General features: G+C 69.8%; 18 protein-coding genes and 6 pseudogenes. 7 read left to right on the plus strand and 17 right to left on the minus strand.

Going from position 1 to position 24,165, the window contains the following annotated elements; all coding sequences use genetic code 11:
* The first annotated feature begins 5 nt into the window (after positions 1-5).
* Complete coding sequence (locus E4N62_RS13830) at positions 6-779, plus strand: IclR family transcriptional regulator (protein WP_230214352.1); 774 nt, start codon at positions 6-8, stop codon at positions 777-779.
* A 118-nt stretch (positions 780-897) separates the two neighbouring features.
* Entirely contained in the window at positions 898-2,349 is a 1,452-nt protein-coding gene (locus tag E4N62_RS13835) for a penicillin-binding protein 2 (protein WP_230214354.1), read from the plus strand.
* An 86-nt stretch (positions 2,350-2,435) separates the two neighbouring features.
* Here E4N62_RS13835 and E4N62_RS13840 read toward each other — a convergent pair whose 3' ends face one another.
* A complete protein-coding gene (locus tag E4N62_RS13840) occupies positions 2,436-3,887 on the minus strand; it encodes an NCS2 family permease (protein WP_230214355.1) in 1,452 nt (483 codons plus the stop codon).
* Positions 3,888-4,156: 269 nt separating this feature from the next.
* Between E4N62_RS13840 and E4N62_RS13845 the strand changes: the two genes are divergently transcribed.
* From E4N62_RS13845 to E4N62_RS13855, 3 genes are all read left to right on the plus strand, one after another.
* On the plus strand, positions 4,157-4,759 hold the full coding sequence (locus E4N62_RS13845) for a SigE family RNA polymerase sigma factor (protein ID WP_230214356.1): 603 nt from the start codon (positions 4,157-4,159) through the stop codon (positions 4,757-4,759).
* Positions 4,756-5,628: a hypothetical protein gene (locus E4N62_RS13850; protein ID WP_230214357.1), complete on the plus strand. Its 873-nt coding sequence runs from the start codon at positions 4,756-4,758 to the stop codon at positions 5,626-5,628. Before E4N62_RS13845 ends, E4N62_RS13850 begins: the two co-directional genes overlap by 4 nt.
* A 118-nt stretch (positions 5,629-5,746) precedes the next feature.
* Positions 5,747-6,577, plus strand: a complete 831-nt coding sequence (locus E4N62_RS13855) for a pectate lyase (protein WP_230214361.1) — start codon at positions 5,747-5,749, stop codon at positions 6,575-6,577.
* A gap of 48 nt (positions 6,578-6,625) precedes the next feature.
* Here the strand turns inward: E4N62_RS13855 and E4N62_RS13860 are convergent.
* Positions 6,626-6,697: pseudogene (locus E4N62_RS13860) on the minus strand (RNA-guided endonuclease TnpB family protein); the annotation flags it as partial.
* An 87-nt stretch (positions 6,698-6,784) separates the two neighbouring features.
* On the opposite strand from E4N62_RS13860, the pseudogene E4N62_RS13865 reads away from it, so the two are divergent.
* A pseudogene (locus E4N62_RS13865) lies at positions 6,785-7,098 on the plus strand (polysaccharide lyase family protein); the annotation flags it as partial.
* Positions 7,099-7,264: 166 nt separating this feature from the next.
* Here the strand turns inward: E4N62_RS13865 and E4N62_RS13870 are convergent.
* On the minus strand, positions 7,265-8,419 hold the full coding sequence (locus E4N62_RS13870; protein ID WP_230214364.1) for a right-handed parallel beta-helix repeat-containing protein: 1,155 nt from the start codon (positions 8,417-8,419) through the stop codon (positions 7,265-7,267).
* A gap of 248 nt (positions 8,420-8,667) precedes the next feature.
* Here E4N62_RS13870 and E4N62_RS13875 point away from each other — a divergent pair.
* A pseudogene (locus tag E4N62_RS13875) lies at positions 8,668-10,023 on the plus strand (glycoside hydrolase family 43 protein); the annotation flags it as partial.
* Positions 10,024-10,033: 10 nt separating this feature from the next.
* Here E4N62_RS13875 and E4N62_RS13880 read toward each other — a convergent pair.
* From E4N62_RS13880 to E4N62_RS13945, 14 genes and pseudogenes are all read right to left on the minus strand, one after another.
* A complete protein-coding gene (locus E4N62_RS13880) occupies positions 10,034-11,653 on the minus strand; it encodes a triacylglycerol lipase (RefSeq protein WP_230214366.1) in 1,620 nt (539 codons plus the stop codon).
* 117 nt (positions 11,654-11,770) lie between these two features.
* Positions 11,771-11,923, minus strand: a pseudogene (locus E4N62_RS13885) (pectate lyase); the annotation flags it as partial.
* Positions 11,907-12,596: pseudogene (locus E4N62_RS13890) on the minus strand (dienelactone hydrolase family protein); the annotation flags it as partial. The pseudogenes E4N62_RS13890 and E4N62_RS13885, both read right to left, overlap by 17 nt.
* 459 nt (positions 12,597-13,055) lie before the next feature.
* On the minus strand, positions 13,056-14,210 hold the full coding sequence (locus E4N62_RS13895) for a pectinesterase family protein (protein WP_230214368.1): 1,155 nt from the start codon (positions 14,208-14,210) through the stop codon (positions 13,056-13,058).
* A complete protein-coding gene (locus tag E4N62_RS13900; RefSeq protein WP_230214370.1) occupies positions 14,210-15,517 on the minus strand; it encodes a polysaccharide lyase family 1 protein in 1,308 nt (435 codons plus the stop codon). Before E4N62_RS13900 ends, E4N62_RS13895 begins: the two co-directional genes overlap by 1 nt.
* A 72-nt stretch (positions 15,518-15,589) precedes the next feature.
* Positions 15,590-16,396 (minus strand): rhamnogalacturonan acetylesterase, encoded by an 807-nt coding sequence (locus E4N62_RS13905; protein ID WP_230214372.1) that lies wholly within the window; start codon positions 16,394-16,396, stop codon positions 15,590-15,592.
* Between the two features lie 133 nt (positions 16,397-16,529).
* Entirely contained in the window at positions 16,530-17,876 is a 1,347-nt protein-coding gene (locus tag E4N62_RS13910; protein ID WP_230214374.1) for a sugar ABC transporter substrate-binding protein, read from the minus strand.
* 71 nt (positions 17,877-17,947) lie between these two features.
* Positions 17,948-18,257, minus strand: a pseudogene (locus tag E4N62_RS13915) (pectate lyase); the annotation flags it as partial.
* A gap of 67 nt (positions 18,258-18,324) precedes the next feature.
* Positions 18,325-19,911: a glycoside hydrolase 43 family protein gene (locus tag E4N62_RS13920; protein WP_230214376.1), complete on the minus strand. Its 1,587-nt coding sequence runs from the start codon at positions 19,909-19,911 to the stop codon at positions 18,325-18,327.
* Entirely contained in the window at positions 19,908-20,756 is an 849-nt protein-coding gene (locus E4N62_RS13925) for a PmoA family protein (RefSeq protein ID WP_230214378.1), read from the minus strand. Before E4N62_RS13925 ends, E4N62_RS13920 begins: the two co-directional genes overlap by 4 nt.
* Entirely contained in the window at positions 20,753-21,928 is a 1,176-nt protein-coding gene (locus tag E4N62_RS13930; protein WP_230214380.1) for a Gfo/Idh/MocA family protein, read from the minus strand. Before E4N62_RS13930 ends, E4N62_RS13925 begins: the two co-directional genes overlap by 4 nt.
* Entirely contained in the window at positions 21,925-22,152 is a 228-nt protein-coding gene (locus E4N62_RS13935) for a hypothetical protein (RefSeq protein ID WP_230214886.1), read from the minus strand. The genes E4N62_RS13930 and E4N62_RS13935 overlap by 4 nt, the downstream gene beginning before the upstream one ends.
* On the minus strand, positions 22,149-23,051 hold the full coding sequence (locus E4N62_RS13940; protein ID WP_374116985.1) for a carbohydrate ABC transporter permease: 903 nt from the start codon (positions 23,049-23,051) through the stop codon (positions 22,149-22,151). The genes E4N62_RS13935 and E4N62_RS13940 overlap by 4 nt, the downstream gene beginning before the upstream one ends.
* On the minus strand, positions 23,048-23,992 hold the full coding sequence (locus tag E4N62_RS13945; RefSeq protein ID WP_230214382.1) for a carbohydrate ABC transporter permease: 945 nt from the start codon (positions 23,990-23,992) through the stop codon (positions 23,048-23,050). Before E4N62_RS13945 ends, E4N62_RS13940 begins: the two co-directional genes overlap by 4 nt.
* Positions 23,993-24,165: the final 173 nt, after the last annotated feature.

Below are 24,165 nucleotides of genomic sequence, written 5' to 3' on the forward strand. Positions count from 1 at the left end.
GGGCGATGTCGGCAGTGGAGACGGGCGGCGGGGCACAGGTCAAATCGGCGGTAAGGACCGTTGAGCTGCTCGAATACTTCGCCGGGCGCCCCGGTATGCATTCGCTGGCGGCCGTCCAGGAAGCCGTCGGATATCCCAAGTCGAGTCTCTACATGTTGCTGCGCACCCTTGTGGAGCTGGGTTGGGTGGAGACCGACGCGACCGGGACGCGGTACGGCATCGGCGTGCGGGCGCTGCTCGTGGGCACGTCGTACATCGACGGCGACGAGGTGGTGGCGCTGGCCCGGCCGACGCTGGACCGGCTGTCGGACGACACCACGGAGACGATCCACCTGGCCCGGCTCGACGGCATCAACGTCGTCTATCTGGCCACCCGTCAGTCGCAGCACTATCTGCGCCCCTTCACCCGGGTCGGCCGCCGGCTGCCGGCCCACTCCACCTCGCTCGGCAAGGCGCTGCTGGCCACCCACACCGACGAGCAGGTCCGCAAGCTGCTCCCGGAGACCCTGCCCGCGCTGACGGAGCACACGATCACCGACCGGGAACAGCTGATCGAGGAGCTGCGCCAGATCCGCGAGCAGGGGTTCTCGGCGGACCGCGAGGAGAACACGCTGGGGCTGCGCTGCTTCGGGGTGGCGATCCCCTACCGCACCCCGGCCCGCGACGCGATCAGCTGCTCGGTCCCGGTGGCCCGGCTGACCCCGGCGCACGAGCAGCTGGTCAAGGACGCCCTCTTCGACGCTCGCGACCGGCTGACCCTGGCGACCCGCAGACTCTGATCCGGCGCCGGGCGACCCCGCCCGTCGCGCCGATGGCAAGCCCGGTTTCATGAAGACCCCATGAGAAAACCGGGCGAAGGGAACGACCTATCGCATCCCGCTCGTCCTTCCGGGTGCCATGAACAAGACGATCAGGCGCTCCGCCGTCTTCACCCTGCTGCTCGTGCTCGCCCTGTTGATCAGGGCGACATGGGTGCAGTTCTACGAGGGGACGGCGCTCGGGGACGACCAGAACAACCGGCGCAACGCGATCCGGACGTACGCCGACCCGCTCGGGAACATCATCGTGGCGGGCGACTCGATCACCGGTTCGGCCCGCACCAAGAACAGCGACCTCGCGTACAAGCGCACGTACAAGGACGGCGAGCTGTACGCGGCGGTCACCGGCTATGCCTCGCAGGCCTACGCCCCCACCCAGCTGGAGGGCGTCTACCAGGATCTGCTCGACGGCACCGACCTGCGGCTGAAGACCGTGATGGACACGGTCACCGGGCAGCGGGCCGAGCCGGGCAATGTGATCACCACGATCGCCCCTGCCGTGCAGAAGGCCGCGTACGACGCGCTCGGCGACAAGAAGGGCGCGGCCGTCGCGATCGACCCGAAGACGGGCAGGATCCTCGCGGTGGTGTCGACGCCCTCGTACGACCCGTCCGCGCTCACCGACGCGGGCACCGCCGGTACGGCGTGGAAGAAGCTCAACGCGGACCCGGACAAGCCGCTGACCAACCGGGCGCTGCGCCAGCCGCTGCCGCCGGGGTCGACGTTCAAGCTGGTCGTGGCGGCGGCCGCGCTGGAGGACGGGCTGTACGGCTCGGTGGACGAGAAGACGGTCAGCCCGGACCCGTACACGCTCCCGGACACCGAGACGGAGCTGTCCAACGAGAACCCGAGCGCGCCCTGCGAGAACGCCACGATCCGTACGGCGCTGCAGTACTCGTGCAACAACGTCTTCGCGAAGATGGCCGTCGACCTCGGTCAGGACAAGGTGCGGGAGACGGCCGAGAAGTTCGGCTTCGACGACCAGGCGCAGGACGTGCCGGTGCGGGCGTACGAGAGCGTCTATCCGTCGGGCATGAACAGGCCCTCCACGGCTCTGACAGGCATCGGTCAGTACGACGTCACCGCGACGCCGCTCCAGATGGCGATGGTGTCGGCGGCGATAGCCAACGGCGGCGAGCTGGTCGCGCCGCACATGGTGTCGCAGATCACCAACGGCGGCGGCGACGTCCTGGAGGACTACGAGGCGGAGACGGACTCGAAGGAGATCATGAGCTCCGACACCGCCGAGCAGTTGCAGTCGGCGATGCGGACGGTCGTCGAGGACGGCACCGGCACCAACGCGCGGATCAGCGGGGCGACGGTGGGCGGCAAGACCGGTACGGCCCAGCACGGCGAGAACAACAGCGAGACGCCGTACGCCTGGTTCACGTCGTACGCGAAGGCCGACGGCAAGGAGGTCGCCGTCGCGGTCGTCGTCGAGCAGTCGAACGCGGCGCGCTCGGAGGTCAGCGGCAACGGGTTGGCCGCGCCGGTCGCGAAGGCCGTGATGGAGGCGGCGTTGAAGGGCTGAAGGACCACGGGTCCACCAGGAACCACCTGAATAGGAAGGGCCGCCCTCACTCCCCCCGGAGGGCGGCCCTTCGTCTTCGTCTTCGGCTACTTCACGCCGAACAGCTGCTGGATCGGGTTGATCGCGAAGTACACCAGGAACAGCGCCGAGGTGGCCCACAGCAGCCAGTGGATCTCCTTCGCCTTGCCGAGGACCGTCTTGATGAGGACGAAGGCGAGGAAGCCCGCGCCGATGCCGTTGGTGATGGAGTACGTGAACGGCATCACCGCGATGGTGAGGAACGCCGGGATGGCTATCTCGTACCTGTCCCAGTCGATGTTCTTGACCTGGGTCATCATCAGGAAGCCGACGGCGACGAGCGCGGGCGCGGCGGCCTGCATGGGGACGATGGTCAGCAGCGGGGTGAGGAAGAGCGCCACCGCGAAGAGGCCGCCGGTGATCAGGTTGGAGAAGCCGGTGCGGGCGCCCTCGCCGACGCCGGCCGCGGACTCGATGTAGGAGGTCGCGGAGGACGAGGAGGAGGCGCCGCCCGCGACGGCCGCCGCACCGTCGATGAGGAGGACCCGGCCGAGGTTCGGGACCTTGCCCTCCTCGTCGAGCAGGCCCGCCTCGGCGGTGATGCCGACGACCGTGCCCATGGTGTCGAAGAAGTCCGAGAGCAGCAGGGTGAAGATCAGCAGGACGACCGTGATGACGGTGGTCTCCCCGAACGAGCCGAAGAGGCTGAAGTCGCCGATCAGTCCGAACTCGGGGGCGGCGACGATGTCGTCGGGGACCTTCGGGGTGGTCAGGCCCCAGCTCTTGATGTCGGCCACCGAGTTGATCACGATCGCAACGACCGTCATCGTCAGAATGCTGATCAGGATGGCGCCCTTCACCTTGCGGGCGAGCAGCGCGACGGTCAGCAGCACGCCGGCGCAGAAGACCAGGATGGGCCAGCCGGACAGCGCGCCGCCGGCGCCGAGCTGGACCGGCACGGTGGTGTTCGCGATGTCCGGGATGCGGGTGACGAACCCGGCGTCCACGAAGCCGATGAAGGCGATGAACAGGCCGATGCCGACGCTGATCGCCTGCTTCAGCGGCTGCGGAATGGCGTGCATCACGGCCTCGCGCAGGCCGGTGACCACCAGGACGCAGATCAGCAGGCCCTCCAGGACGACCAGGCCCATCGCGTCGGACCAGCTCATCAGCGGGGCTATCTGGAAGGCGACGACCGCGTTGAGGCCGAGGCCCGCGGCGAGCGCGAGAGGAAGGTTTCCTCCGACGCCCATGATGATCGTCATCACCGCGGCCACGAGGGCGGTGGCGGTGACGAGTTCGGCGCCGTCGAGGGTGTGGCCGTACTTGTCCTTGGCGCTGCCGAGGATGATGGGATTCAGGACAAGGATGTACGCCATCGTGAAGAACGTGGCGAAACCGCCGCGTATCTCGCGGGCGAAGGTGGACCCCCGGGCGCTGATCTTGAAGAAGCGATCGACGCTGTTCGTCCCGGGCGGCTCGGCTGCGGGGCGGTCGGCCACCTTCTGTGCGTCGGACATGAACGGTGCTCCTAGTGACATGCGTGGACTACGCGCGGATGCTGGCTGGATTGTTCCCCTGTTGAACCCGATTCAGGTTTTCTCCGTGTTACGGAATCGGAGTTCTCCCTGCAAGACGGCGTTCGAAGCCGCGTACGAACCCCCTTCGCGATCACTGCTACTCTTCCGGATCTCGTCGGGGGTCGGCCCCGGACGATCACATGTCATCCACATGACACGCACAGCCAGCCGGCTCGGCTGCTGTGGCCGCAGCGAGAAGAGAGGTCCCCGTGGGCACAGTCGTCGACGACGCAGCCTCCGTGGAGTTCCACGCCTTCTTCGAACGGCACTATGCCGAACTGTCGCGCCTCGCACACCTGTTGACGGGTGAGGCGGATGCCGCCGACGACCTGGCCGCGGACGCGTTGCTCGCGATGTGGCACCGCTGGGACCGGGTGCGCGCGGCGGATCATCCGGTGGCTTACGCCCGTGGCATCGTCGCCAATCTGGCCCGCACCCGGATCCGCAGCGCGGTTCGTGAGCGCCGCAGGGTCACGCTGTTCTGGTCGCAGCGCGAGGAGAAGACCGAGAATCCCGATGTGCCCGGCGCGGTCGACGTCCAGTCGGCGCTGCGCAGGCTGCCGTTCCGCAAGCGGGCCTGTGTGGTCCTGCGCCACGCCTTCGACCTCTCGGAGAAGGACACGGCGCTCGCCCTCGGCGTCTCGGTCGGTACGGTGAAGAGCCAGACGTCCAAGGGGATGGCCGAGCTGCAGAAGCTGCTCGGCACCGAGGACGCGCCGCGGCGGATGCACGCGGGCATCGCGGGCGGGGGCGTCACGAAGCCGCGCGTGACCCGCGCGGGAGTGACCGGCACCGGAGGAAGGGACCGATGAGGGACGTGCACGAGGAGCTGCGCGCCCGGCTGCGCGAGTCGGCCGAGGCGCACGAGCCCGACCGCGCCCGCATCCTGGCCCGGATCGAGCGCGGTATGGCCGCCCCCGAGGAGCGCCGGAGCCGCGGGGCGACCCGGCCGCCGCTGTGGGGCTGGGTGCGGGTGGTCACCGCCACGGCCGGTGTCGCGGGTGTGCTCGCGGTCGGCGGCTACGCGGTCGCCTCCGCGGTGAAGGGCGAACCGACGCCCCCCGCCGACCGGACGGTCGTGGTCTCCCCGACTCCGGTCGACTCCCCCGGCGCGACCAGCCGCGCCCCGCTCCCGCCGGACCGCCCGACCCCGAGCGCCGGCGGGAAGCGCGAGGAGAAGCCCAGCTCGACGCCGTCGAACAGCCCGTCGTCCAAGGGCACGCCGGTGCCGAAGCTGCCCACCTCGAACAGCGAGGAGGACGGGCCGCTCCGGTCCGACGGCGCGGTCGACCCGCACAGCAACGACTTCTGGGCGCAGAGCAACCTCACCCTGAGGACGAGCGAACAGCTCACCGAGCTGACCGTCCAGCTGAGGATCGCCCAGACCGGCGGGGTCTCCTCGTCCGGTGCCTGGCGGTCGTTGCCGGAGCAGGACTTCGACCTCACGGTCGAGGAGGCCGACGGGTTCCTGGTCTACACCTGGGTGCTCAAGGACGGACGCACGGTCCCGAAGGGCGAGTTCGTCTTCGCCGGGCAGTACAACCATGAGCGCGGCGGCCGTGACGCGAGCGACGACCGCTACACGATGACCGCGAAGGCGGGCGGCATGGACCTCACGGTCGGCGGCGGCTTCGAGGCCCAGGACAAGGACGACGACTCCCCGGACGAGAGCGACTCGTAACTCGAGGTCGAGGGCAAGGCGATGCGCGGCTCGAAAAAGTTCCGCGGGCGCGGCAACCCTTTCTCCGCCGGTGGCGACCAGTAGGCGCAAGAGTCACCACCAGCGAGGAATCGGGTACATGACCGCACCTGCACAACAGCGCGTCCGGCACCGCCGTCGGGTCACCGGCCGGCGGGCCGTGATCGGGTCGGTGGCCGCCCTCGCCCTCACGGGCGGGGTGCTCGCCACGACGTCGCTGCTGTCCTCCGCCGGCGCCGCCGCCACCTGGCCGACGGCCAAGGGCAGCAAGGCCGTCTCCTCGACGATCGAGGTGAAGGGCACGTACGACGGCAGGCTGAGGAAGTTCTTCGGCAAGGGCGCGCTCGGCGACGGCAGCCAGGACGAGGGCCAGGACCCGATCTTCGAACTGGCGGACGGCGCCGTGCTGCAGAACGTGATCATCGGTGTACCGGGGGCGGACGGCGTGCACTGCAAGGGCAGCTGCACCCTGAAGAACGTCTGGTGGCTGGATGTCGGTGAGGACGCCGCCAGCTTCAAGGGCACGTCGTCGAAGGCCGTGTACAAGGTCGTCGGCGGGGGCGCGAAGAAGGCCTCGGACAAGGTGTTCCAGTTCAACGGCGCCGGGAGGCTCAGCATCACCGGGTTCCGGGTACAGGACTCCGGCAAGCTGGTGCGCTCCTGCGGCAACTGCAAGAAGCAGTACGAGCGCGCGATCGTGCTCAGCGACATCGACGTCGTGGCGCCCCTGAAGGCGGTCGTCGGCGTGAACGCCAACTACGGCGACACCGCGACGCTGTCGAGGATCCGCATCCACGGCGACCCGAAGAAGAAGGTCAAGACCTGCGTGCGCTTCAAGGGCAACAGTTCCGGCAAGGAACCGACGCAGATCGGTGTGGGTGCGGACGGAACCACCTGCAAGTTCTCGTCATCTGCCATCACGTACAACTGAAGCCTCCCGTGCGGACAGGATTCCTGGCTCAGGCCGCCGTCTGGAGCAGCGGAAGTCTTCCACGGCGATGGCGTCGTGGCCGCGGACGACCTTCTTGGCCCACTTGCGGCCGGTGTCCTCGAACATGCCACGCCCCCGCAACCGTCACCTGCACCATCGCCCCCCACGGCCCCGGGCCGGCAGCGGTACGGGCGCTCCGCACCCTCACAACTCACTCCCGCGCAGGCCGCCGCCACGCACACCCTGCGGATCGGTGTCACGGACGCGTTCGCGGGCGGGCGACCGCGGGTATTCATCAATGACCGGGTCCCGGCGGCCCGGAAACAGCCGTCCACCCGTTCGCTCACCACGGATTCGTACCGGGGAACAACCGCACCTTCCTCTGCAGCGTCCCTACAAGTGCGTGGAAGTCGAACACCAGTGAGCACAACGTACTGTCACTCGACATCGTCAGTGGTTCGAGCGGCACGGGCTTCGTCAGCCCGGGTACCTCGTTCGACTGCGTGGACCTGCTGGCCTGAGCCCCCCTCGGCCGGCAGCAGGTGCCGACCTGAGCCCCCCTCGGGGTCGGCACGGAAAACGCCCCCCGCCGGTGACGACCGGCGGGGGGCGCCTTCTTCTCGCCCCGTCTGTTCTCGCCCTTCCCGGCGTCTCGCCCTTTCCTGGCGTCTCGCCCCGCGCGGCAGGTCAGTTCATCGTCGCGCCGATGGCCTTGGAGCCCGTGGTGAGGAACGTCGTGATCGGCAGGGAGCCGTCCGTCCGCCGGGCCGCGTACGCGGTGGCCGCGTCCTCGGACCGGAAGGCGGGCGCGGTGATGCCGCTGTCCCAGTTGTTGGCGGCCGAGACCGTGCCCGAGCCCGGCTTCGCCTCCCCCGTCCCGTTGCCCACCGCGAGGTTCCGCGCCAGCCGGGCCTTGCCGGTGGCGAAGTAGAACCCGTTCCCCTTGTTGGCGTAGGCCGTGTTGCGGTTCACCAGGATCGCGCCGGTGTTGGAGTTCTCGGTGAACCCGTGCAGCGTGTTGTCCCAGGCCGCGTTGTTGTTGACGGAGTGCGCGACCGAGGCTCCGCCGCCGCCCAGCTTGAACCCGTTGCCGTTGCCCTCGAACGCGGGGTCCTTCCAGCGGTTCCTGCCGTTGCCGAAGGCCCAGGAGTGGTCGACGGTGACGGGCGAGGAGAACTGCCAGAGGTCGAGCCCGTCGTCGGCGTTGTCGTACAGGCGCGCCCCGGTGATCCTGTTGCCGGTGCCCGAGCCGAACTTCACGGCGATGCCGTCGGCGTTCTGGCCGTGGTTCGCGGCGTCGTAGTTGCCGTGACTGTCCAGGTTGCGCACGAGGTTGTCCGTGGTGCCGTCACCGCGCAGGGTGAAGCCCGAGTCGCCGTTGTTCGCGGTGACGAGGTTCTGGAAGACACCGCCGACCGAGGACGTGGCCACGAAGCCCTGGGCCGGGGAGTTCTGGAAGGTGAGTCCCGAGACGGTCCAGTAGTCGCCGTAGATCCCGGCGAGCCAGGAGCCGACGGGCAGTGCGGACCCGTCGACCTCGACCTTCTCGCTGCCGTACGCGGTGAGCGTGATCCGGGCCGTGGGGGTGCCGTTCGCCGTGGACTTCAGGGTCTTCGTCGGCTTGTAGATGCCGCCGCGCACCTGGATCGTCGTACCGGCGACGGCGTTCGCCACGGCCGACTCCAGCGCGGCGGTGCTGGAGACCGTGACGGTGTCGGCGGCGGCCAGGGCGCCGTCGTGCGCGAGGCCGAGGTGGACGCCGCCCGCCCCCGCGGCGACGGACACGGCGGCGGCGATCGACAGGGTCCGGGTTCTACGGTGGCGTCCGTAGGTCTGACGCACGGGAATCCTTTCGCAGGGGAGGCGTCTTCGGGAGACGAGGAACGAAGCGGGCCGGAGGGCCCACCCCGGCCCGCTTCTGATCACTGGTCGCCGCTGGCCGGGAAAGGGTTGCCGCATCCCCGCGACATTGCTCGAAAGTTTCGCTGGGAGTCTTCACACGCACACCGATTGACGCCCTGAACCGCACTGGTGAGACTCCGAGGGGCCACTCGGCACACAGAAACCGTCAGACTCCCACAGGATGTGTCATGCGCCCCACCGCCCGTACGCTCCTGCTGCCCCTCCTGGCTCTCGTCCTCGGCCTCATGGCCGCCCCACCGGGCGCGGCCCAACCGGCACCCGAGCCCACGCACCGGTCCGTGCACAAGCCCGGGAAGAAGCCCGGGAAGAACCCGCAGTACGCCGGTTATCTCTTCGCCTACTTCACCGGCGAGGGCACCGCCGACGGCGAGCAGATCCGCTACGCCCTCAGCCGCGGCGACGACGCCCTGCACTGGCGGGAGCTGAACGCCGGGAAGCCGGTCCTCACCTCGACGATCGGCGAGAAGGGGCTGCGCGACCCGTTCGTGATCCGCGCTCCCGGGGGCGACAAGTTCTACATGATCGCCACCGATCTGCGGATGTACCGCAACAGCAGCGGCAGTTGGGACCAGGTCCAGAGACACGGCAGCAAGTCGATCATGGTCTGGGAGTCCACGGACCTGGTGCACTGGACCAACCAGCGGCTGGTGAGGGTCTCGCCCGACAACGCGGGCAACACCTGGGCGCCGGAGGCGTACTGGGACGAGAGCCGCGGTGAGTTCGTCGTGTTCTGGGCGTCGAAGCTGTACGCCGACGACGACCCGGGCCACACCGGCTCCACCTACAACAAGATGCTGTACGCCACGACGAAGGACTTCCGCGCCTTCGGCGAGCCGAAGGTCTGGAACGACCCGGGCTACTCGGTCATCGACTCGACCGTGGTGGAGCACGACGGCACGTACTACCGCTACACCAAGGACGAGCGGGACCCCACCTCCTCCAGCCCCTGCGCCAAGTTCATCACCGGTGAGAAGTCGACGTCGCTGACCTCGACCAGGTACGACTTCGTGGCGGACTGCATCGGCGACGGCGCGATGGCCCGCGGCGAGGGGCCGACGGTGTTCAAGTCGAACACCGAGGAGAAGTGGTACCTGTTCATCGACGAGTACGGCGGCCGCGGCTACCTCCCCTTCGAGACGACCGACCTCGGCTCCGGCCGGTGGACCCCGTCGACGAACTACCAGCTGCCCGCCAGCCCTCGACACGGCACGGTCATCCCGGTGACACGGCGGGAGTACGACCGGCTGCTGGCCGCGTATCCGGTGACCCAGGCCTCGGTCGTGGACGTGACGGCGAAGGGCCGGCAGGGGTACGCGGTCGTCACCGAGGCCTCGTCCGAGGTCGTCCTGCCGATGGCGCCCGGCGCGAAGCTCTCCCGGCTGGCGCCGAAGCTGTGGCTCGGTGAGGGCGCGTCGGTGAGCCCGAGGCCGGGAACCCGCCGCGACTTCCGCAAGCCGCAGAAGTACACGGTCACCGGTGCCGACGGGACGAAACGCGTCTGGACCGTGGAGGCGGTGCCGACCCCGGAGTAGGTCAGGCCGGCACGCCGCCCGTGGTCCGTTCGTCGGTCACCGTCAGCAGCAGGTCCGCCCTGAAGCCGGTCCCTCCGACCTCGAAGGCCCAGGTGCCGGGCCCACCCCTGTCGGTGGGCCGCATCGGCCACACCTCCGCGATCTGCCTGTCCTCCGCGGCGGCGTGCCCGTCCTCGGTGCTCACTCCCGGCGCCAGGTAACGCTCGGTGGTGTGCAGGTACAGCGACCACGCCCCGTCGTCGCCGGGCACCGCCTGGACGTAGTACTGCTTGCGGAAGACCTCGTTGTCGGAGAATCCGATACCGAGGCTGTCCCGCTCGTACACATGGACGCCGAGGCGGAGGACCACCGACCGGTCCCCCGCGCCCTCGGGTTTGGCGGCGGCATCGACCCAGCCCTCCCAGATCAGCCGGTTCCCGTCCGCCCATCCGGTGGTGGCGTCACCCGGCGCCGAGAGAGGCTTGCTCAACTCCTCGGCGAGATCGGGCAGTTTGTCGGTGAGGTCGTCCTTGCGGAAGGGGCCGTAGTAGTTCTCGGCCTCGCTGCTCTGGTGGCACAGCTCGAAGTCGACGAAGCGCGGTTTGACGGACACCCCGAAGTAGAACTCGCTGCGGCCGAAGAGGTCCCGGCCCCGGGTCACCTCGGCCCGGTCCAGTCGCAGCTGTACATGGTGCGTGCCGTGGAAGAAGCGCATGGCGATCTCGTACGCCTCGCGCGAGGTCACCAGCGAGTCGTTGCCGCCGTGGCATTTGTGGACGAAGGTCCGGGGCGCGCCCGGGATCTGGGCGGAGGACTGCTTGACCAGGCCGTCGCTGCGGTTGTAGGTGAGCGTGCCCTCGTCCATCAGGCCCGCGATGCGATTGCCCAGGGAGGCGAACTTGGCTCCGTAGGAACGGTAGTCCGTGCCGACCACCGTCAGGATCCTCCTGACGGGGAACGGGATGGCCCGGATGTCCGTGCGGTCCGGGTCGAAGGCGGCGATCTCGTCCGCGACCGCGCCGGGCAGGCACTTGACCAGCGCGTCGGGCATGTACTGGAACGCGATCCCCCGGTGCGGTGTGCCCAGGGTGACGATGCGGTGGATGACGTCCGCGCTCTGCTCCCCCAGGCGGCTCAGGGCGGCCCGGGTGACGAGGCCGCCCATGCTGTGCGCGACGATGTCCACACCGGTGAACTCCTCGTCCGGCCGCATGCCGTGGCGGATGATCTCGATGAGCCTGACCAGCCCTTCCCCGAAGCGGTCGATCTTCCGGGGGACGAGGTCGTAGTAGCGGTAGATCCACAGGGTTCCCATGGCGCCCTGGGCGAGCGCCTCGCGCGCCATGGGGACGTCCACCACCATCGTGCCGGTGAGCAGGTGCTCGGGCCATCCGTCGCGCTCGCCCGGTCTGGGTTTCTGCTCCTCCTCGTAGTAGCCGACCACGTTGGTGGCGTCCCGGTACGGGTGGAGCGTCGACTTGAGGGCGCGCAGGACGAAGCCCTCGTAGATGAAGTTCTCGCCGTAGCGCTTTTCGTAGACGCTGCCGTTGTTGAACCCCTGATACGCGTCACGCCGCTCGTCCGACACACCGGGTCCGCCGAATCCGCGAATCAGGATCAGCGGGCGAGGACTACCGACCACGAGGACCACTCCACTCAAGTGCGCATGCGCTGTTCGTCGCGCAACACTGTGTGGGGGCGCACCCGCTCCGAGTCGAGAGAATCGTTTTGCCTGGCGTGCCGGAGAGCTGCGCGCCGGTCAGTTCATCGTCGAGCCGATCGTCGTACTGCGCGTGGTGAGGAAGGTGGTCGCGGGCAGGGCGCCGCTCGACGAACGGGCGTTGTACGTCGAGGAGACGTCGGTGGAGCGGAACGACGGGGTCGAGACTCCGGAGTCCCATGGAGAACCCGAGGGCCGCGACCCGGCGCCGGTCCACCCGGTCGAGGCCGGCCAGGAAGCCCGCCGCACGCACGTCCTCCCTGGCCATGAGCCCGGCGAGGGAGGAGCCGAGGTGGTAGAGGTTGCTCGCGAGGGCCTGTTGCTCCTCGTAGGTGACCGGGCCCCGGTCGCCCCAGCCGAGCGCGTCCACGGCGAGGACGACGTAGCCGCGCCGGGCGAGTTCGTCACCGACGAACCGGCCGCTGAAGTACCGGTCGGCCCAGGCCCGCGCGGAGGCGAGCCTGCTCTCGTCGAACCACGGCCGGACCAGTTTCTCCTTGCCGATGTCGAACTTGGCGCCGTGGTCGTGCAGGAGGAGGACGGCCGGGAACGGTCCGGTGCCGTGCGGGGTGGGCAGGGCGCCCCGGACGCGGCCGTACCGGGTGAGGGAGAAGGTCACCGAGTCGCGGCTGTAGCCGTCGCCTTCGTCCTGTTGTCCGCCGTACTCGGGCGCGTACGGGGTGTCGTCCCGGGCGACGAACAGATGCTCCTCGACCTTGGCGCGGGCCGCGCGCCGCCAGGTGCGGAAGTCCCGGATCGGTGAGGTGCCCCAGGCGAGCGGGAAGCGGAGCTCGTCCTTGAGCAGGGGGTTGCCAGCTGCTTGCCGGGGAGTGCGTACGAGGGTGGATGAGCTCGATCGTGTGATGATCGACTTCCGGGCTTGCGACGGTGTGGGCTGTTCGGGCTACGGTGAGCGGGCGATCCGGGACACCGGGAACGGAGCCGGCGTGCGGAGCCCCCTTTCCTCCGGAGAGAGGGTCCCGGGCCTCTCCGTCGCCCTCTGTCCGTACCCACCTGGCCAGGTCGTGAGGGAACCGGCCTCCCGGGACCGGACCACGTACAGGATGCGTGTCGCCGCCCCGGGGCTGAGTACGCCGGGGACCTGGGGGTACCTCCCACGCCCTTGAGGCAGTGGGGGAACGCCCAAGACCGTTCGGGGCGTGCGGCTGGGCGGACTCACTCATGCTCAGTCCCCAGGAACGGTGGAAGTCAGGGAGGGCACCGGACAGGGCGGACCCGGCGGCCGCCATGGGCGAGGGCGGGGGCCGCGCCGGCGGCCACCAGGCCACCGGCGATTCCGCCGAGCAGGGTGCGTCGGCGCATCTCAGCACCTCTCCCACGGGGTCCAGTCGCCGAGGTACGCCTCACGGGTGGCGGAGGCGGCTTCGGCGGCCGTGAGCTGGGGCCGGTTCTCCGGGACGGAGACGACGGCGCCGGGTCCGGTGTTGCGGTACTCGGCGAACCGCTGGTCCTGCCAGGGGAAGCCCGACGACATGTCGGTGTAGGGCGCTACCGCGTCGATCCCGGCACCGAGGCGGGTCTCGCGCACGGTGAGCATGGGCCGGGCGGTGGTGTCCGAGCTGGGCACCCAGGGCCGGGCCAGCTTGTAGTGGGCGTCCGGTGCCTCGCTGGTGATCCGGCTCCGGGTCACCAGGTAGCCGCGCGGGTTGGCGCCCGCGGTGGAGGGCGCGAAGACGAACCCGTAGGGCGCGGAGGCCAGGTCGGTCCTGGTCAGGGTGCGGAAGTGGCAGTGTTCGAAGACGGCGGTGGCCCGTCCGAAGACGAAGTCCACGTCGCCCTCGGCGTAGCAGTCGCGGAAGTACTGCCGGGCGAAGGTGCCGAGTGCCATCGAGTCGGCGTACAGGGTGTCCTGGTGCCCCAGGAACCGGCAGCGCAGGAACGCGGACCGGTCTCCCTGCACCTTGATGGCGACGGCCTGGGTGCCGCTGATCCCTGGGTGGTCGGCGCGCAGCCAGTCGTTGGCGAAGGTGATGTCCCGCGCGGTGAACCCGGCGGCCTGCACCAGGGTGGTGGCGGACCCGGTGGTGCCGTAGGTGCCGCCGCCGGGCTTGGGGGTGCCGGCCGCGTTGTCGTACACGACCACGACGTCCCGGGCGTCCCCGGAGGCACCGATCCAGGTCATCTCCGCACGGGCGACGCCGACGGCGACGGTCTCGCGGTACACGCCGGGCGCGACGACCAGGGTGTATCCGGTGCCTCCCGCCGCGGTGACGGCGGCCTGGACGGTGGTGAAGTCGCCGGCACCGTCGGCGTCCACGTACAGGGTCCGCTCGTCGAGGCGGGCGGCGGGCGATCCGTACCGTCCGAAGACCCCGCGGCCACGGGCGGCGCGGTCGGCCCGGGCCGCCGGTGCCGCTTGGGCCGCTCGGGCCGGGGTCGTGACGGCGAGCGCGAGCGCGGTCCCGATCCCGGCGGCCATCAACGACCTTCTGCCCGGCCCCGGTTGGCGCCCGGTCATCAGCAGGCCTTCCCGGCGCCCGCGCGGTTCGCGACGATGCCCGGCACGGCGCGCGGCGCGTCGACCTTGGTCCGCAGGGTGGGCGTCCAGCCGGCGCCCGACCGGAGGAACTCCGAGGGGATCTCGGCGTTGTGGACGGCGATCAGGTCCGTCAGCCTGCCGTTGACGTAGTTGTTCTCGGCGGTGAGCGGGGAGTCGTTCCACCTCTTCAGGGCCTTGCCGACACTCGCGCCCGACGGCAGCGTGATCGCGTTGTCGCTGGCGTGGAGCTGCGAGGAGAGGCCGACACCGAAGAGGTAGTAGTCGTCCTTCTGCTCCTCGGTCACCACGTAGTGGTTGTTGTAGACGTCGACCTGGCCGAACCGCACACGCGGGGAACGCTGGAGGATCCCGTCGAAGCGGTTGTGGTGCAGGGTGACCTTGAGCTTGCCCGCGTCGAGGGCGGCGGTGCCGTCGCTGTTGCCGATCAGCATGTTCTTGTCGTGGTCCTGGAAGCGGTTCCAGGAGACGGTCACGTAGTCGGAGCCGCGCACGATGTCGGTCAGGCCGTCGTGCTGCTGGAAGACCTTGCCGAAGTGGACCGGCCGCTCGCTGTCCGGGTAGCGCCCGTCGGTGAAGGTGTTGTGGTCGAGCCAGACGTGGTCGGTGCCGAAGACGACCACGGCGTCGTACTCGCTGTTCCAGTTGCCGGTGTTGTCGTCATCGGTCGGGTCCCACTTGGGGAAGCAGTCGAGCGGCGCCTCGATGGTGAGGTTGCGCATGATGACGTTCGAGACGCCCTTGATCTGGAGGCTGCCGCCGAGGATGCCGGAGTTCTTGCCGACGCCGACGATCGTGGTGTTGGACGGGATGTCGGCCTTGATCGCCGAGTCCTGGTTGGCCATGGACGCGACCCGCGCGTCCTCCTGCGGCCCCTTGGCGACCTGGTCGTTGCCGTAGACGGCAGGGTCGTAGTCCTTGAGGTACTGCTGGAGGTCGTAGCCGCCGGTGACGAAGGCCTCGCAGCCGTCGGAGACGGCGTCGATCATCCCCTTCACCTTGATGATCTTCGGCGCGTCTCCACCGTCTCTCAGCGCGGCCTTGAACTCCGCCCAGGTGGTGACGGTGTAGACGTGCTCGGCGTCGGCGGCGGACCCACCGGTGGTGCCGCCCTCGGCCGAGCCCCAGCCGTCACCGGCGCCGAGGACCTGCCGGCCGAGGTCAGATCCCTGGGCGTGGGCGACGCCGGTACCGGTGGCCCCGAGCACGAGCGCGGTGCAGCCGACGACAGATGTCATGACATTGGCATGCCAGAAACGAGGACGCATGCGTGCGGTTCCTTTCGAAGCAAAGGGGGAGAGGTCTTTTTCTTGGGGCGCGGGGAACTGCGCGAAGGGCGACTACGCTTGGGGCCACGTGATCCAGGAGTCGGGGATCTCTTCGTCCAGACGGCGCACGTCACGACGCGCGAGCACCCGCCGACGCAGCAACTCACCCACCACGAGCCGGGCCACGGCCACGGCCCCCGGCGGATTGAAGTGCGTGTTGTCCTGCTCGGTCGCGGTCCAGTTGAAGTACTTCTTGGTCTCCTCGACCCCGAGCCGCTGCCACAACGCGATGGACAGCGCCTGGATGTCGAGGAGGGCGACACCCTCCTCCGCGGCGAGAGCGATCGCCGCTGCCGGATAGTCGCCGTGGGTCGGCACGGCGTTGCCGCTCGCGTCGAACTTTCTGCGCTCGACGGAGGTGGCGAGCACCGGCCGGGCGCCCCGCGCCCGCGCACCGTCGATGTACTGGCGCAGGTAGTCCTGGTACGTCGTCCACGGCTCGGTGTACCGCGTGGGATCGGCGATCTTGGAGTCGTTGTGCCCGAACTGGACGACCAGGAAGTCCCCGGGCCGAATGTCTCCGAGGATGACGTCCAGGCGTCCCTCGTCGATGAAGCTCTTCGAACTACGCCCGTTCACGGCGTGGTTGGAGACCGCCGACCCTTGCCGGAGGAAGAACGGCAGCGCCATCCCCCACCCGGTCTCGGGCGCGGCGTCGGCGTACTTCTGCGCGGCGGTGGAGTCGCCGGCGAGGTAGAGGGTGCGCTCACGCCGGGCCCCGCCGGGCGAGGCCGCGGCGGACGCGGGCCCGGTGGCGGCTACGGCGAGCGGAACGGCGGCGAGCGCCGCGGTGGTGATCTGTCTACGGGTGAGTGACACGTGCGGGTGCCTTTCCAGTAGGGCCCCCGCGCCCCGACAGGGGCGCGGGACTGTCACATATGCGGCTCCGCCGCGTGGGCGCGATCAACCACAACGAACCTGCGGCCGGACACGAACGGACCGGCCCGAGTTCTCAGCCCTTCTTCTGCTCGTTCCACTCCGCCTGAGCCTCGTTGAGCTGCTCGGCCATCGTGTCCAGGAACTCCTTCGCCGCGCTCTTCCCGTCCATCACCTTCTGGAAGGCCGGCTCGTTGTCGGCCTTCGAGATCGTGTTCCAGTCCGGCAGGTAGTACGGCAGCTGCACGATCGTCGTCGACCCGTCGGTCAGCGCGGCGGCGGCCAGCTTCGTCGGCTCGGCCTCCGAGATCCACGTGTCCTTCGCGGCGTCGTTGTTCGACGGCACCTGCCCGGCCGACTTGTTGAACTTGGAGTTCTCCTCGTGCGACGTGGCGAACTCGATGAACTTCCAGGCGGCTTCCTTGTTCTTCGAGCTCTTGAACAGACCGAGCCCGTCGACCGGGTTGGACACCTGGACCCGCATTCCACCGGGCCCGGTCGGCTGCGGGATGCCGCGGAACTTGTCGCCGAACGCCTTCACATGGTCCTGGTAGGAGCCCAGGTTGTGGTTCAGCATCCCGATCGTGCCGGAGTCGAACTGCGCGACCATCTTGGTGAAGTCGTTGTTGAGGTCGGCCGCGGGCGTGACCTTCTTGTAGAGGCCGACGTACTTCTCCAGGGCCGCCACGTTCCTCGGGTCGTTCACGGTGGTCTTCTCACCGCTCGCGTCCCAGAACGAGGTGATCCCCGACTGCCCGTACATCGCGTCCAGCGCCTGCGCGATGGAGCCGGCGCCACCGCGGATGGTGTAGCCGAACTTGTTCCTGTCCTTGTCGGTGAGCTTCTCGGCGGCGTCGTAGAACTTGTCCCAGTCGGTCGGCTCGGGCAGGCCCGCCGCCTTGAACAGGTCGGTGCGGTAGTAGAGGACACCGTTGTTGGCGGAGGTCGGGATCGAGTAGAGGGCGTCGCCGCCGCCGGCGGACTTCAGCGACTCGACCATCGACTCGTTGAGCTTGCCGCTCAGGGAGGACTTGGAGAGCCGGTCGTCGAGCGGCTCCAGCGCGCCCTGCGCGGCGAATCCCGCGGCCATGGCCGCGCCGATACCGCCGACGTCCGGGAGGCCGCCGCCCTGGATGGCCGTGTCCACCTTGGACTGGTACTCCGTGGAGGCGATCCCGACGTACTGGACGTCGATGTCCGGGTGGGCCTTCTCGAAGTCGGCGATGATCTCCTTCCAGATCTCGGTGCGGACACCGCCGTTGTTGTCCCAGAAGACGATCTCGCCCTTGCCGCTGCCCTCGGAACCCTTGTCCCCGCCGGTGCCGCTGCCGTCGTCACCGCAGGCGGTGGCGGTCAGGGCGAGGACGGATCCGAGGGCGACGACCGCGGCGGCACGCCTGCTTCTGCGATTGCTGATCTTCATCGAACGGCTCTCTCTTCTGGATACGAGGGTTATGAAGTTGTGGGGGGTCTGTGCTGTCTCCGGTAACGGACTCAGCGGCCGGCGTCGGCGCCGACGTGCGGGCGGTGCGGCGCCCAACCGTCCGTCCCCGCGAGGTACTTGGTGACCGTGTGGGTCGATGCGTCGGCGCGGTCGAGCTGCGGCCGGTCGGCGGTGACACCGACCCCCGGCCCGTACGTCCGGTACTCCGTGGACCGCGCGTCCTTCCAGGAGAAGCCGCTCATCTCCGTCCACGGCGACGACGACTCGATCGCGGCGGACAGCCCGCAAGGGCAGCCGGGCGACGGCGTGCGGCTCCCCGCCCGGGTGCCAGGGCCGGCCGAGGTGGTACGTCCCGGCGGGTTCTCCCCCTGCCCGGAAAGCGCTTGCCGAGGAGGTGCGTCATTGCGGCCCCAAACAGGCGTACGAGTTACACGGAAGGGGTGATCCTGAACTGCGTGAACGTGGCCGCCCCGGCGTGGCCTCCGCCGGTGGGCGCGACCGCGAAGAGGCCGAGCAGGGCGCCGACCCAGCGCCAGGGGGTGGCGGCGAAGACCTGTCCCGAGGGCTGCCACCCCTCCCCCACGTCGTAGGAGAACCGGCAGCGCGCCCCGGCCGAGGTCTCGATCCGCAGCCGGGCCCGCCCTCCGGGCGCCGGACGGGCGTGGTCGGCGTCCCGTTCCCTCCCCCACTGCCCGAAGGACGTGGGAGGTGCCCCCATGGCGCCGGTCTCGGCGAACCGGTGGACGAGGTGCACGGTCCCGTCGGCACCCCGCTGGAGCCCGATCCAGCGGAAGGCGTCCCCGAGCACCGCGAGCCCGGCACGCGCCCTCGGTTCCTCGCTGTCGAGCCTCAGCTCCACCTCGACGACGGCGGGGATCCCCGGCAGCCGCTGTGTGAGCACATTCGCCAGTTTCCGCAGGTCGTGCGCGTGCACGGAGCGCACGCACGTGAGCCGCAGCCCGTCCCCGGAGTGCTGGGTGGCCCAGCCGTCCTGAGGGTTCGCGGTCCACTGCCACTGGCGTCCGGAGCGGCCGCCGGGGAAGTCGTCGTCGGTCGCGGGCGCGGCCGGCGGCTGGGCCGGCAGCGCCGGCTTGCGATGGACGGCGACCGGGGCGCCGTCGTCGCCGATCACCGGCCAGCCGTCCGCGTGGTCCCAGCGCATGGGCTGCAGGTGGACGACCCTGCCGTACGCGCCCCTCTGCTGGAAGTGCAGGAACCAGTCCTCGCCGGCCGCCGTGCGCACCCAGCCGCCCTGGTGCGGCCCGTTGACCTCGGTGTCCTTCTGCTCCAGGACGATCCGTTCCTCGTAGGGCCCGAAGAAGTCGCGGGAGCGGAAGGCACCCTGCCAGCCGGTCTCCACGCCTCCGGCGGGGGCGAGGATCCAGTACCAGCCGTCGTGCCGGTAGAGCTTGGGCCCCTCCAGGGTGAACCAGCCGGGGAGCCGGTCCGCGTCGACGATGACCTTGCCCTCGTCGAGCAGGCCCGTCCCGTCGGGCCGCATCCGGTGGCCGGTGAGCCGGTTCTTGACGCCGGAGCGGGACTTCGCCCAGGCGTGCACCAGATACGCCTCGCCGGTCTCCTCGTCCCACAGCGGGCAGGGGTCGATGAGCCCCTTGCCCTCCTTGACCAGGTGCGGCCGGGTCCAAGGGCCCCTGATCCCGGGGGCGTTGACCTGGAAGATGCCGTGGTCGGGGTCGCCCCAGAAGATCCAGAATCGGTCGTCGAAGTGGCGCAGCGAGGGCGCCCACACCCCGCAGTCGTGGCGCGGGGTCCTGAACTCGGCCTCCGGTTCCAGGAGTTGCAGCGCGTGGCCGACGAGCGTCCAGTTGACCAGGTCCCGGGAGTGCAGCAGGGGAAGGCCCGGGGCCCGGCCGAAGCTGGAGGCCGTCAGGTAGAAGTCGTCGGCCACGCGCAGGACATCGGGGTCGGACCAGTCGGCGTCGAGGACCGGGTTGCGGTAGGTGCCGTCTCCCTGGTCGGCGGAGAAGGCGGGTGCGCTCGCCGAGGTGGTCACGCGCTCACCGCCTTCCGTACGAGGGCCGCGGCCCCGACCCGGTCGAGGGTGCCGTCGGCGACGACGGTGACGACCCGGCGTACGGCCGTCCCACCCGGCTCGATCGCCAGGCGGTCGGTGTGGGCGAGGGAGGAGCCGACGCCCGGGTACTCGTCGGCGCGGACGAACCAGGGGTCGCGGCGGGTGGTGTCGGTGGCCCCGGCGAAGACGAGCGTCCAGGTGTCCCCGGCCAGGGCGAGCCAGTCGGCGCGGCTGCCGTGGACCTCGGTCTCGCCCTCCGCCCCGGCGGTGAAGACACGGGGTGCGGCGGCCTCCTTGCGGGCCCGCCAGAAGAACCCGCCGTACGCGGCGCCGGGGCGGCCGTTGGTGGCGGGGCTGCCGATGGACACCGGGGCGTGGGTGATGTTGGTGAGGGAGAAGGTGAAGTCCAACGCCCAGGCGGAGTCGGCGAGTTCGGTGGCCGCGACGGTACGCCGCTCACGCAGTAACTCGGTGCCGGACGCCACCCAGCGCAGCGTCTCGACGAAGCCGTCGGGGTCGCGCAGCTGGAAGGCGGTGTGGCGCTGGGAGCCGTGGTTGTCGAGCTCGGTCGGTCCCTGGTCGCGGACGTAGGTGCGTCCGCCCCAGAAGTTGTGCCCCTCGACGTCGGGAACGGCGACACCGACGCCGAGGTGGTGGAGGTGGTCGGCGGGACTCAGCTCGGTGACCGCCGTACCGGACAGGGTGGTGACGGGATGCAGACAGGGGCGCGGGGAGAGCCGTGCCGGCACTTCGGGCCGGGTGAGGTAGCGGCCCACGGGGCGGCCCGCCACGCGCAGGACCAGGGAGTCGTCGGTGATCGTCACGTGCTCACCTCTTTCGCCGGTGGTTCGGGGAGCGCCCAGGGGGCGCCGAGTTCGGAGTAGAGGGCGAGGTCGTCGGCGGCGGCCGCGACCAGGCCGTCGATGCCGTCGACGACCCGGCGGTCCTCGTCGGGCAGCCGGTGCCAGGCGTCGGCCGGCAGCGCGACCGGGTCCGGGGCGACCCGGATCGCCTCGACGACCTTCATGAACGCGCCGGTCACCTCCGGCGGGGCCAGCAGGTCGGTGCCGTCGACGAGATGGTCGACGAGGTTCTCCAGCAGGTCGGTGCGGCCGTACTCGATCTCCTCCGGACCGTGTCCGGCACGCTGGACGAGCACGCGGTCCTGCTTGTACCAGAAGGTGATCCGGCCGCTGGTGCCGTGGACGACGTTGTACGGGTCGTCCGGGTCCTCGGCGCACAGCGTGGCGGCCACGGTGACCCGGCCGCCGTCGGCGGTGGTGATCCGTACGCAGGAGGTGTCGTCGGACTCGATGTCGTTGGCGCGCAGCAGCTCGGTCTCGATGGTGGCGACGTCCTCGGCACGGGGCGCGCCGGCGAGCGCGAGCCCGGTGGCGACGGCGTGCGCGAGGGGGTTGGTGAGCGCCCCGTCGATGACGTCCACGCCGTTCATACGCCGCTTTCCGGCCCAGGGCGCGCGCTGGTAGTACGCCTCGGCGCGGGCCCAGGCACCGGCGCCTCCGACGCCGACGACCTCACCGATCAGGCCGTCCGCGACCATCTTGTGGATGGCGGGCAGGGCGTGCGAGCCCAGCGACTGGAAGCCGATCTGGCAGACCACTCCGGCCGCCGCCACCCCGTCGGCCATCCGGCGGAACTCGGCGTACGACGGGGCCGGCGGCTTCTCCAGCAGAATGTGGACGCCCCGCTCGGCGGCCGTCAGTGCCAGGTCGGTGTGGGTGGGGATGGGCGTGCAGATCACGGCGATCGCCGCGCCCGTGGAGTCGAGGAGCGCCCCGAAGTCGGCGGACTGCTCGGGCGTGCCGAGTCCGTCGGGGATCTCGTCCGCGCCCAGCGGCGTCAGTTCGCAGATGCCGGCGAGCCGGACGATCCCCTTGTCCGCCAGCCGCCGGATGTTCTCCAGGTGCCAGCGGCCGTGGCCGCGGGCGCCCGCGAGGACGAGCGGAAGCGGGTTCTCGTACGTCGTGGTGTTCATCGGATCCTCCCGGCGCCCGCGCCGCGTGCCACCTCTCGGTCGGCCTTCCCGGCGCTGTCGATCTTTTGGTGCAGGGTAGGCGTCCAGCCGACGTCGGCCGCGAGAGTGTCCCGGCTGATGTCGCGGCCGGTGTCCTGCCCGGCGCCCTGGGCCTCGGCCCCGTCCGGGGTGGTGCGCAGGACGCCCAGGCGCCCGAGCTCGACGACCGGTTGGACCTTCCTCATCCCTTCACCGCCCCCGCGCTGAAGCCCGTGATGAGCCACTTCTGGATGAAGGCGAAGACGATGACCACCGGGACGGCGGCGATGATGCCGCCGGCCGCCAGTGCGCCCAGGTCGACGCTGTCCGCGCTGAGCAGGGTGTTCAGGCCGACCGGGATGGTCTGCTTCTCCTGGTTGCTGAGGAACATCAGGGCGAACAGGAAGTGGTTCCAGGAGTGCACGAAGGCGAAGGAGCCGACGGCGATCAGACCGGGCCGCAGCAGCGGCAGCACGACCACCCGGAACGCGGTGAACCGGTTGCAGCCGTCGACCCAGGCCGCCTCCTCCAGGGAGTACGGCACGTTCTTGATGAAGTTGCTGATCAGGATGATCGACAGCGGCAGCTGGAAGACCGTCTCGGCGAGGATGACACTGCCGAGCGAGTTGATCATCCGCAGCTCGGCGAAGATCTGGAACAGCGGGACCAGGAGCAGCGCGCCCGGCACGAACTGGGAGCAGAGCAGCGCCAGCATGAACCCGCGCTTGATCTTGAAGTCGAAGCGGGCGAGGGCGTAGCCGCCGGCCAGGGCGACGAGCGTGGTCATCAGCAGGGTGACGACACCGACGAGCACGCTGTTCTGGAAGTAGGTGCCGAAGCTGCGCTCGTTCCACACCTTCTCGAAGTGCTCGAAGGTGATCGGCCAGGGCACGAGCGAGGTCGAGCCGGGCCTGCGCAGCGCGAAGAGCAGGATCCAGTAGAAGGGGACGAGGGTGAAGACCAGGTAGATCCCCAGCGGCAGGTAGATCTGCCAGCGCGGTACCTCGTCCCAGGCGCGGCGGACCGTGCCGGGCCGCTGCGGAGGCTCCTCGGCCGCGGGCGCGAACGTCACCGGTACGGTCCTCTCGGCGTCCTTGGTGATCACTTGGACTCGCCTCCGAACTTGCTCAGCCGCAGATAGACCATCGAGCAGAAGAGCAGGATCACGAACGCGACCGTGGTCAGGGCGGACGCGTAGCCGAAGTTGTGGGCGTCGACGGAGGTGTTGGCGATGTACAGCGGGAGGGTCGTGGTCACTCCGGCCGGTCCGCCGCCCGTCAGGGTGTACAGCAGGTCGACGTTGTTGAACTCCCACACCGCGCGCAGCAGCGTGGAGAGGATGATCGCGTCCTTCAGGTGCGGCAGCGTGATGTGCAGGAACTGCCGGATGCGGCTCGCGCCGTCGACCTCGGCCGCCTCGTACAGGTCCTTCGAGACGGACTGGAGGTCGGCGAGGATGAGGATCGCGAAGAAGGGGACCCCGCGCCACAGGTCGGCGACGATCGCCGCCGAGAAGACGGTGGAGGTGTCGGAGAGCCAGCTGGTGCCGTACTCCCCGATGCCCATGTCCGCGAGGTAACGGGTGATGCCGGTCTGGGAGTTGTAGAGGAGCACCCAGATCGCGGAGGTCAGCACGCCCGAGACTGCCCACGGGGAGAAGACCAGGGCGCGGCCGACGGCCCGGCCGACGAAGGTCTGGTTGACGATGAGCGCGAGGGCGAGACCGAAGAGCAGTTGCAGCGAGACCTCGACGATCACCCACTTGGCGCTGAAGACGAGGGTGTCCCAGAAGAGGGGGTCCTCGGTGAAGGCGTGGACGAAGTTCTCGAAGCCGGCGAAGCCGTTCCGCCAGGGTTTCGTGGGGTTGTAGTGCTGCAGGCTGTAGTAGAAGACGCTGATGACCGGGTAGGCGATGAAGCCCAGCATGAGCAGGGCGGCCGGGGCGATCAGCAGGTACGGCAGCCTGCGCGGGGTCGCGGAGGCACGGCGCGCACGGCTCCGCCGGGGTGGCGTGGGGGGTTTCGCCACGGCTGCGGCTTGGGCCATGACTGGGGCTCCGTTTCTGGGTACGTCGTGGTGCCTGGTCCTGCGGCCTGCAGGAAGCGCTTTCTCGATGCGCAGGACGTGCTTGGGGTGCGCGGTACGGGGTGCCACTGGTGGTGCGTTGGCGGGTGCGGGTGGGTTGTGGCTGGTCGCGCAGTTCCCCGCGCCCCTGAAAA

The organism is Streptomyces sp. MNU76 (genome assembly GCF_020982545.1).
In the GTDB taxonomy this organism is placed as follows: Bacteria; Actinomycetota; Actinomycetes; order Streptomycetales; family Streptomycetaceae; genus Streptomyces.

Coding starts and splice junctions, on each gene's coding strand:
- E4N62_RS13850 (WP_230214357.1), top strand. CDS start 4,756: ATGAGGGACGTGCACGAGGAGCTGCGCGCCCGGCTGCGCGAGTCGGCC.
- E4N62_RS13830 (WP_230214352.1), top strand. CDS start 6: ATGTCGGCAGTGGAGACGGGCGGCGGGGCACAGGTCAAATCGGCGGTA.
- E4N62_RS13930 (WP_230214380.1), bottom strand. CDS start 21,928: ATGAACACCACGACGTACGAGAACCCGCTTCCGCTCGTCCTCGCGGGC.
- E4N62_RS13945 (WP_230214382.1), bottom strand. CDS start 23,992: ATGGCCCAAGCCGCAGCCGTGGCGAAACCCCCCACGCCACCCCGGCGG.
- E4N62_RS13895 (WP_230214368.1), bottom strand. CDS start 14,210: ATGACCGGGCGCCAACCGGGGCCGGGCAGAAGGTCGTTGATGGCCGCC.
- E4N62_RS13835 (WP_230214354.1), top strand. CDS start 898: ATGAACAAGACGATCAGGCGCTCCGCCGTCTTCACCCTGCTGCTCGTG.
- E4N62_RS13935 (WP_230214886.1), bottom strand. CDS start 22,152: ATGAGGAAGGTCCAACCGGTCGTCGAGCTCGGGCGCCTGGGCGTCCTG.
- E4N62_RS13840 (WP_230214355.1), bottom strand. CDS start 3,887: ATGTCCGACGCACAGAAGGTGGCCGACCGCCCCGCAGCCGAGCCGCCC.
- E4N62_RS13855 (WP_230214361.1), top strand. CDS start 5,747: ATGACCGCACCTGCACAACAGCGCGTCCGGCACCGCCGTCGGGTCACC.
- E4N62_RS13900 (WP_230214370.1), bottom strand. CDS start 15,517: ATGCGTCCTCGTTTCTGGCATGCCAATGTCATGACATCTGTCGTCGGC.
- E4N62_RS13910 (WP_230214374.1), bottom strand. CDS start 17,876: ATGAAGATCAGCAATCGCAGAAGCAGGCGTGCCGCCGCGGTCGTCGCC.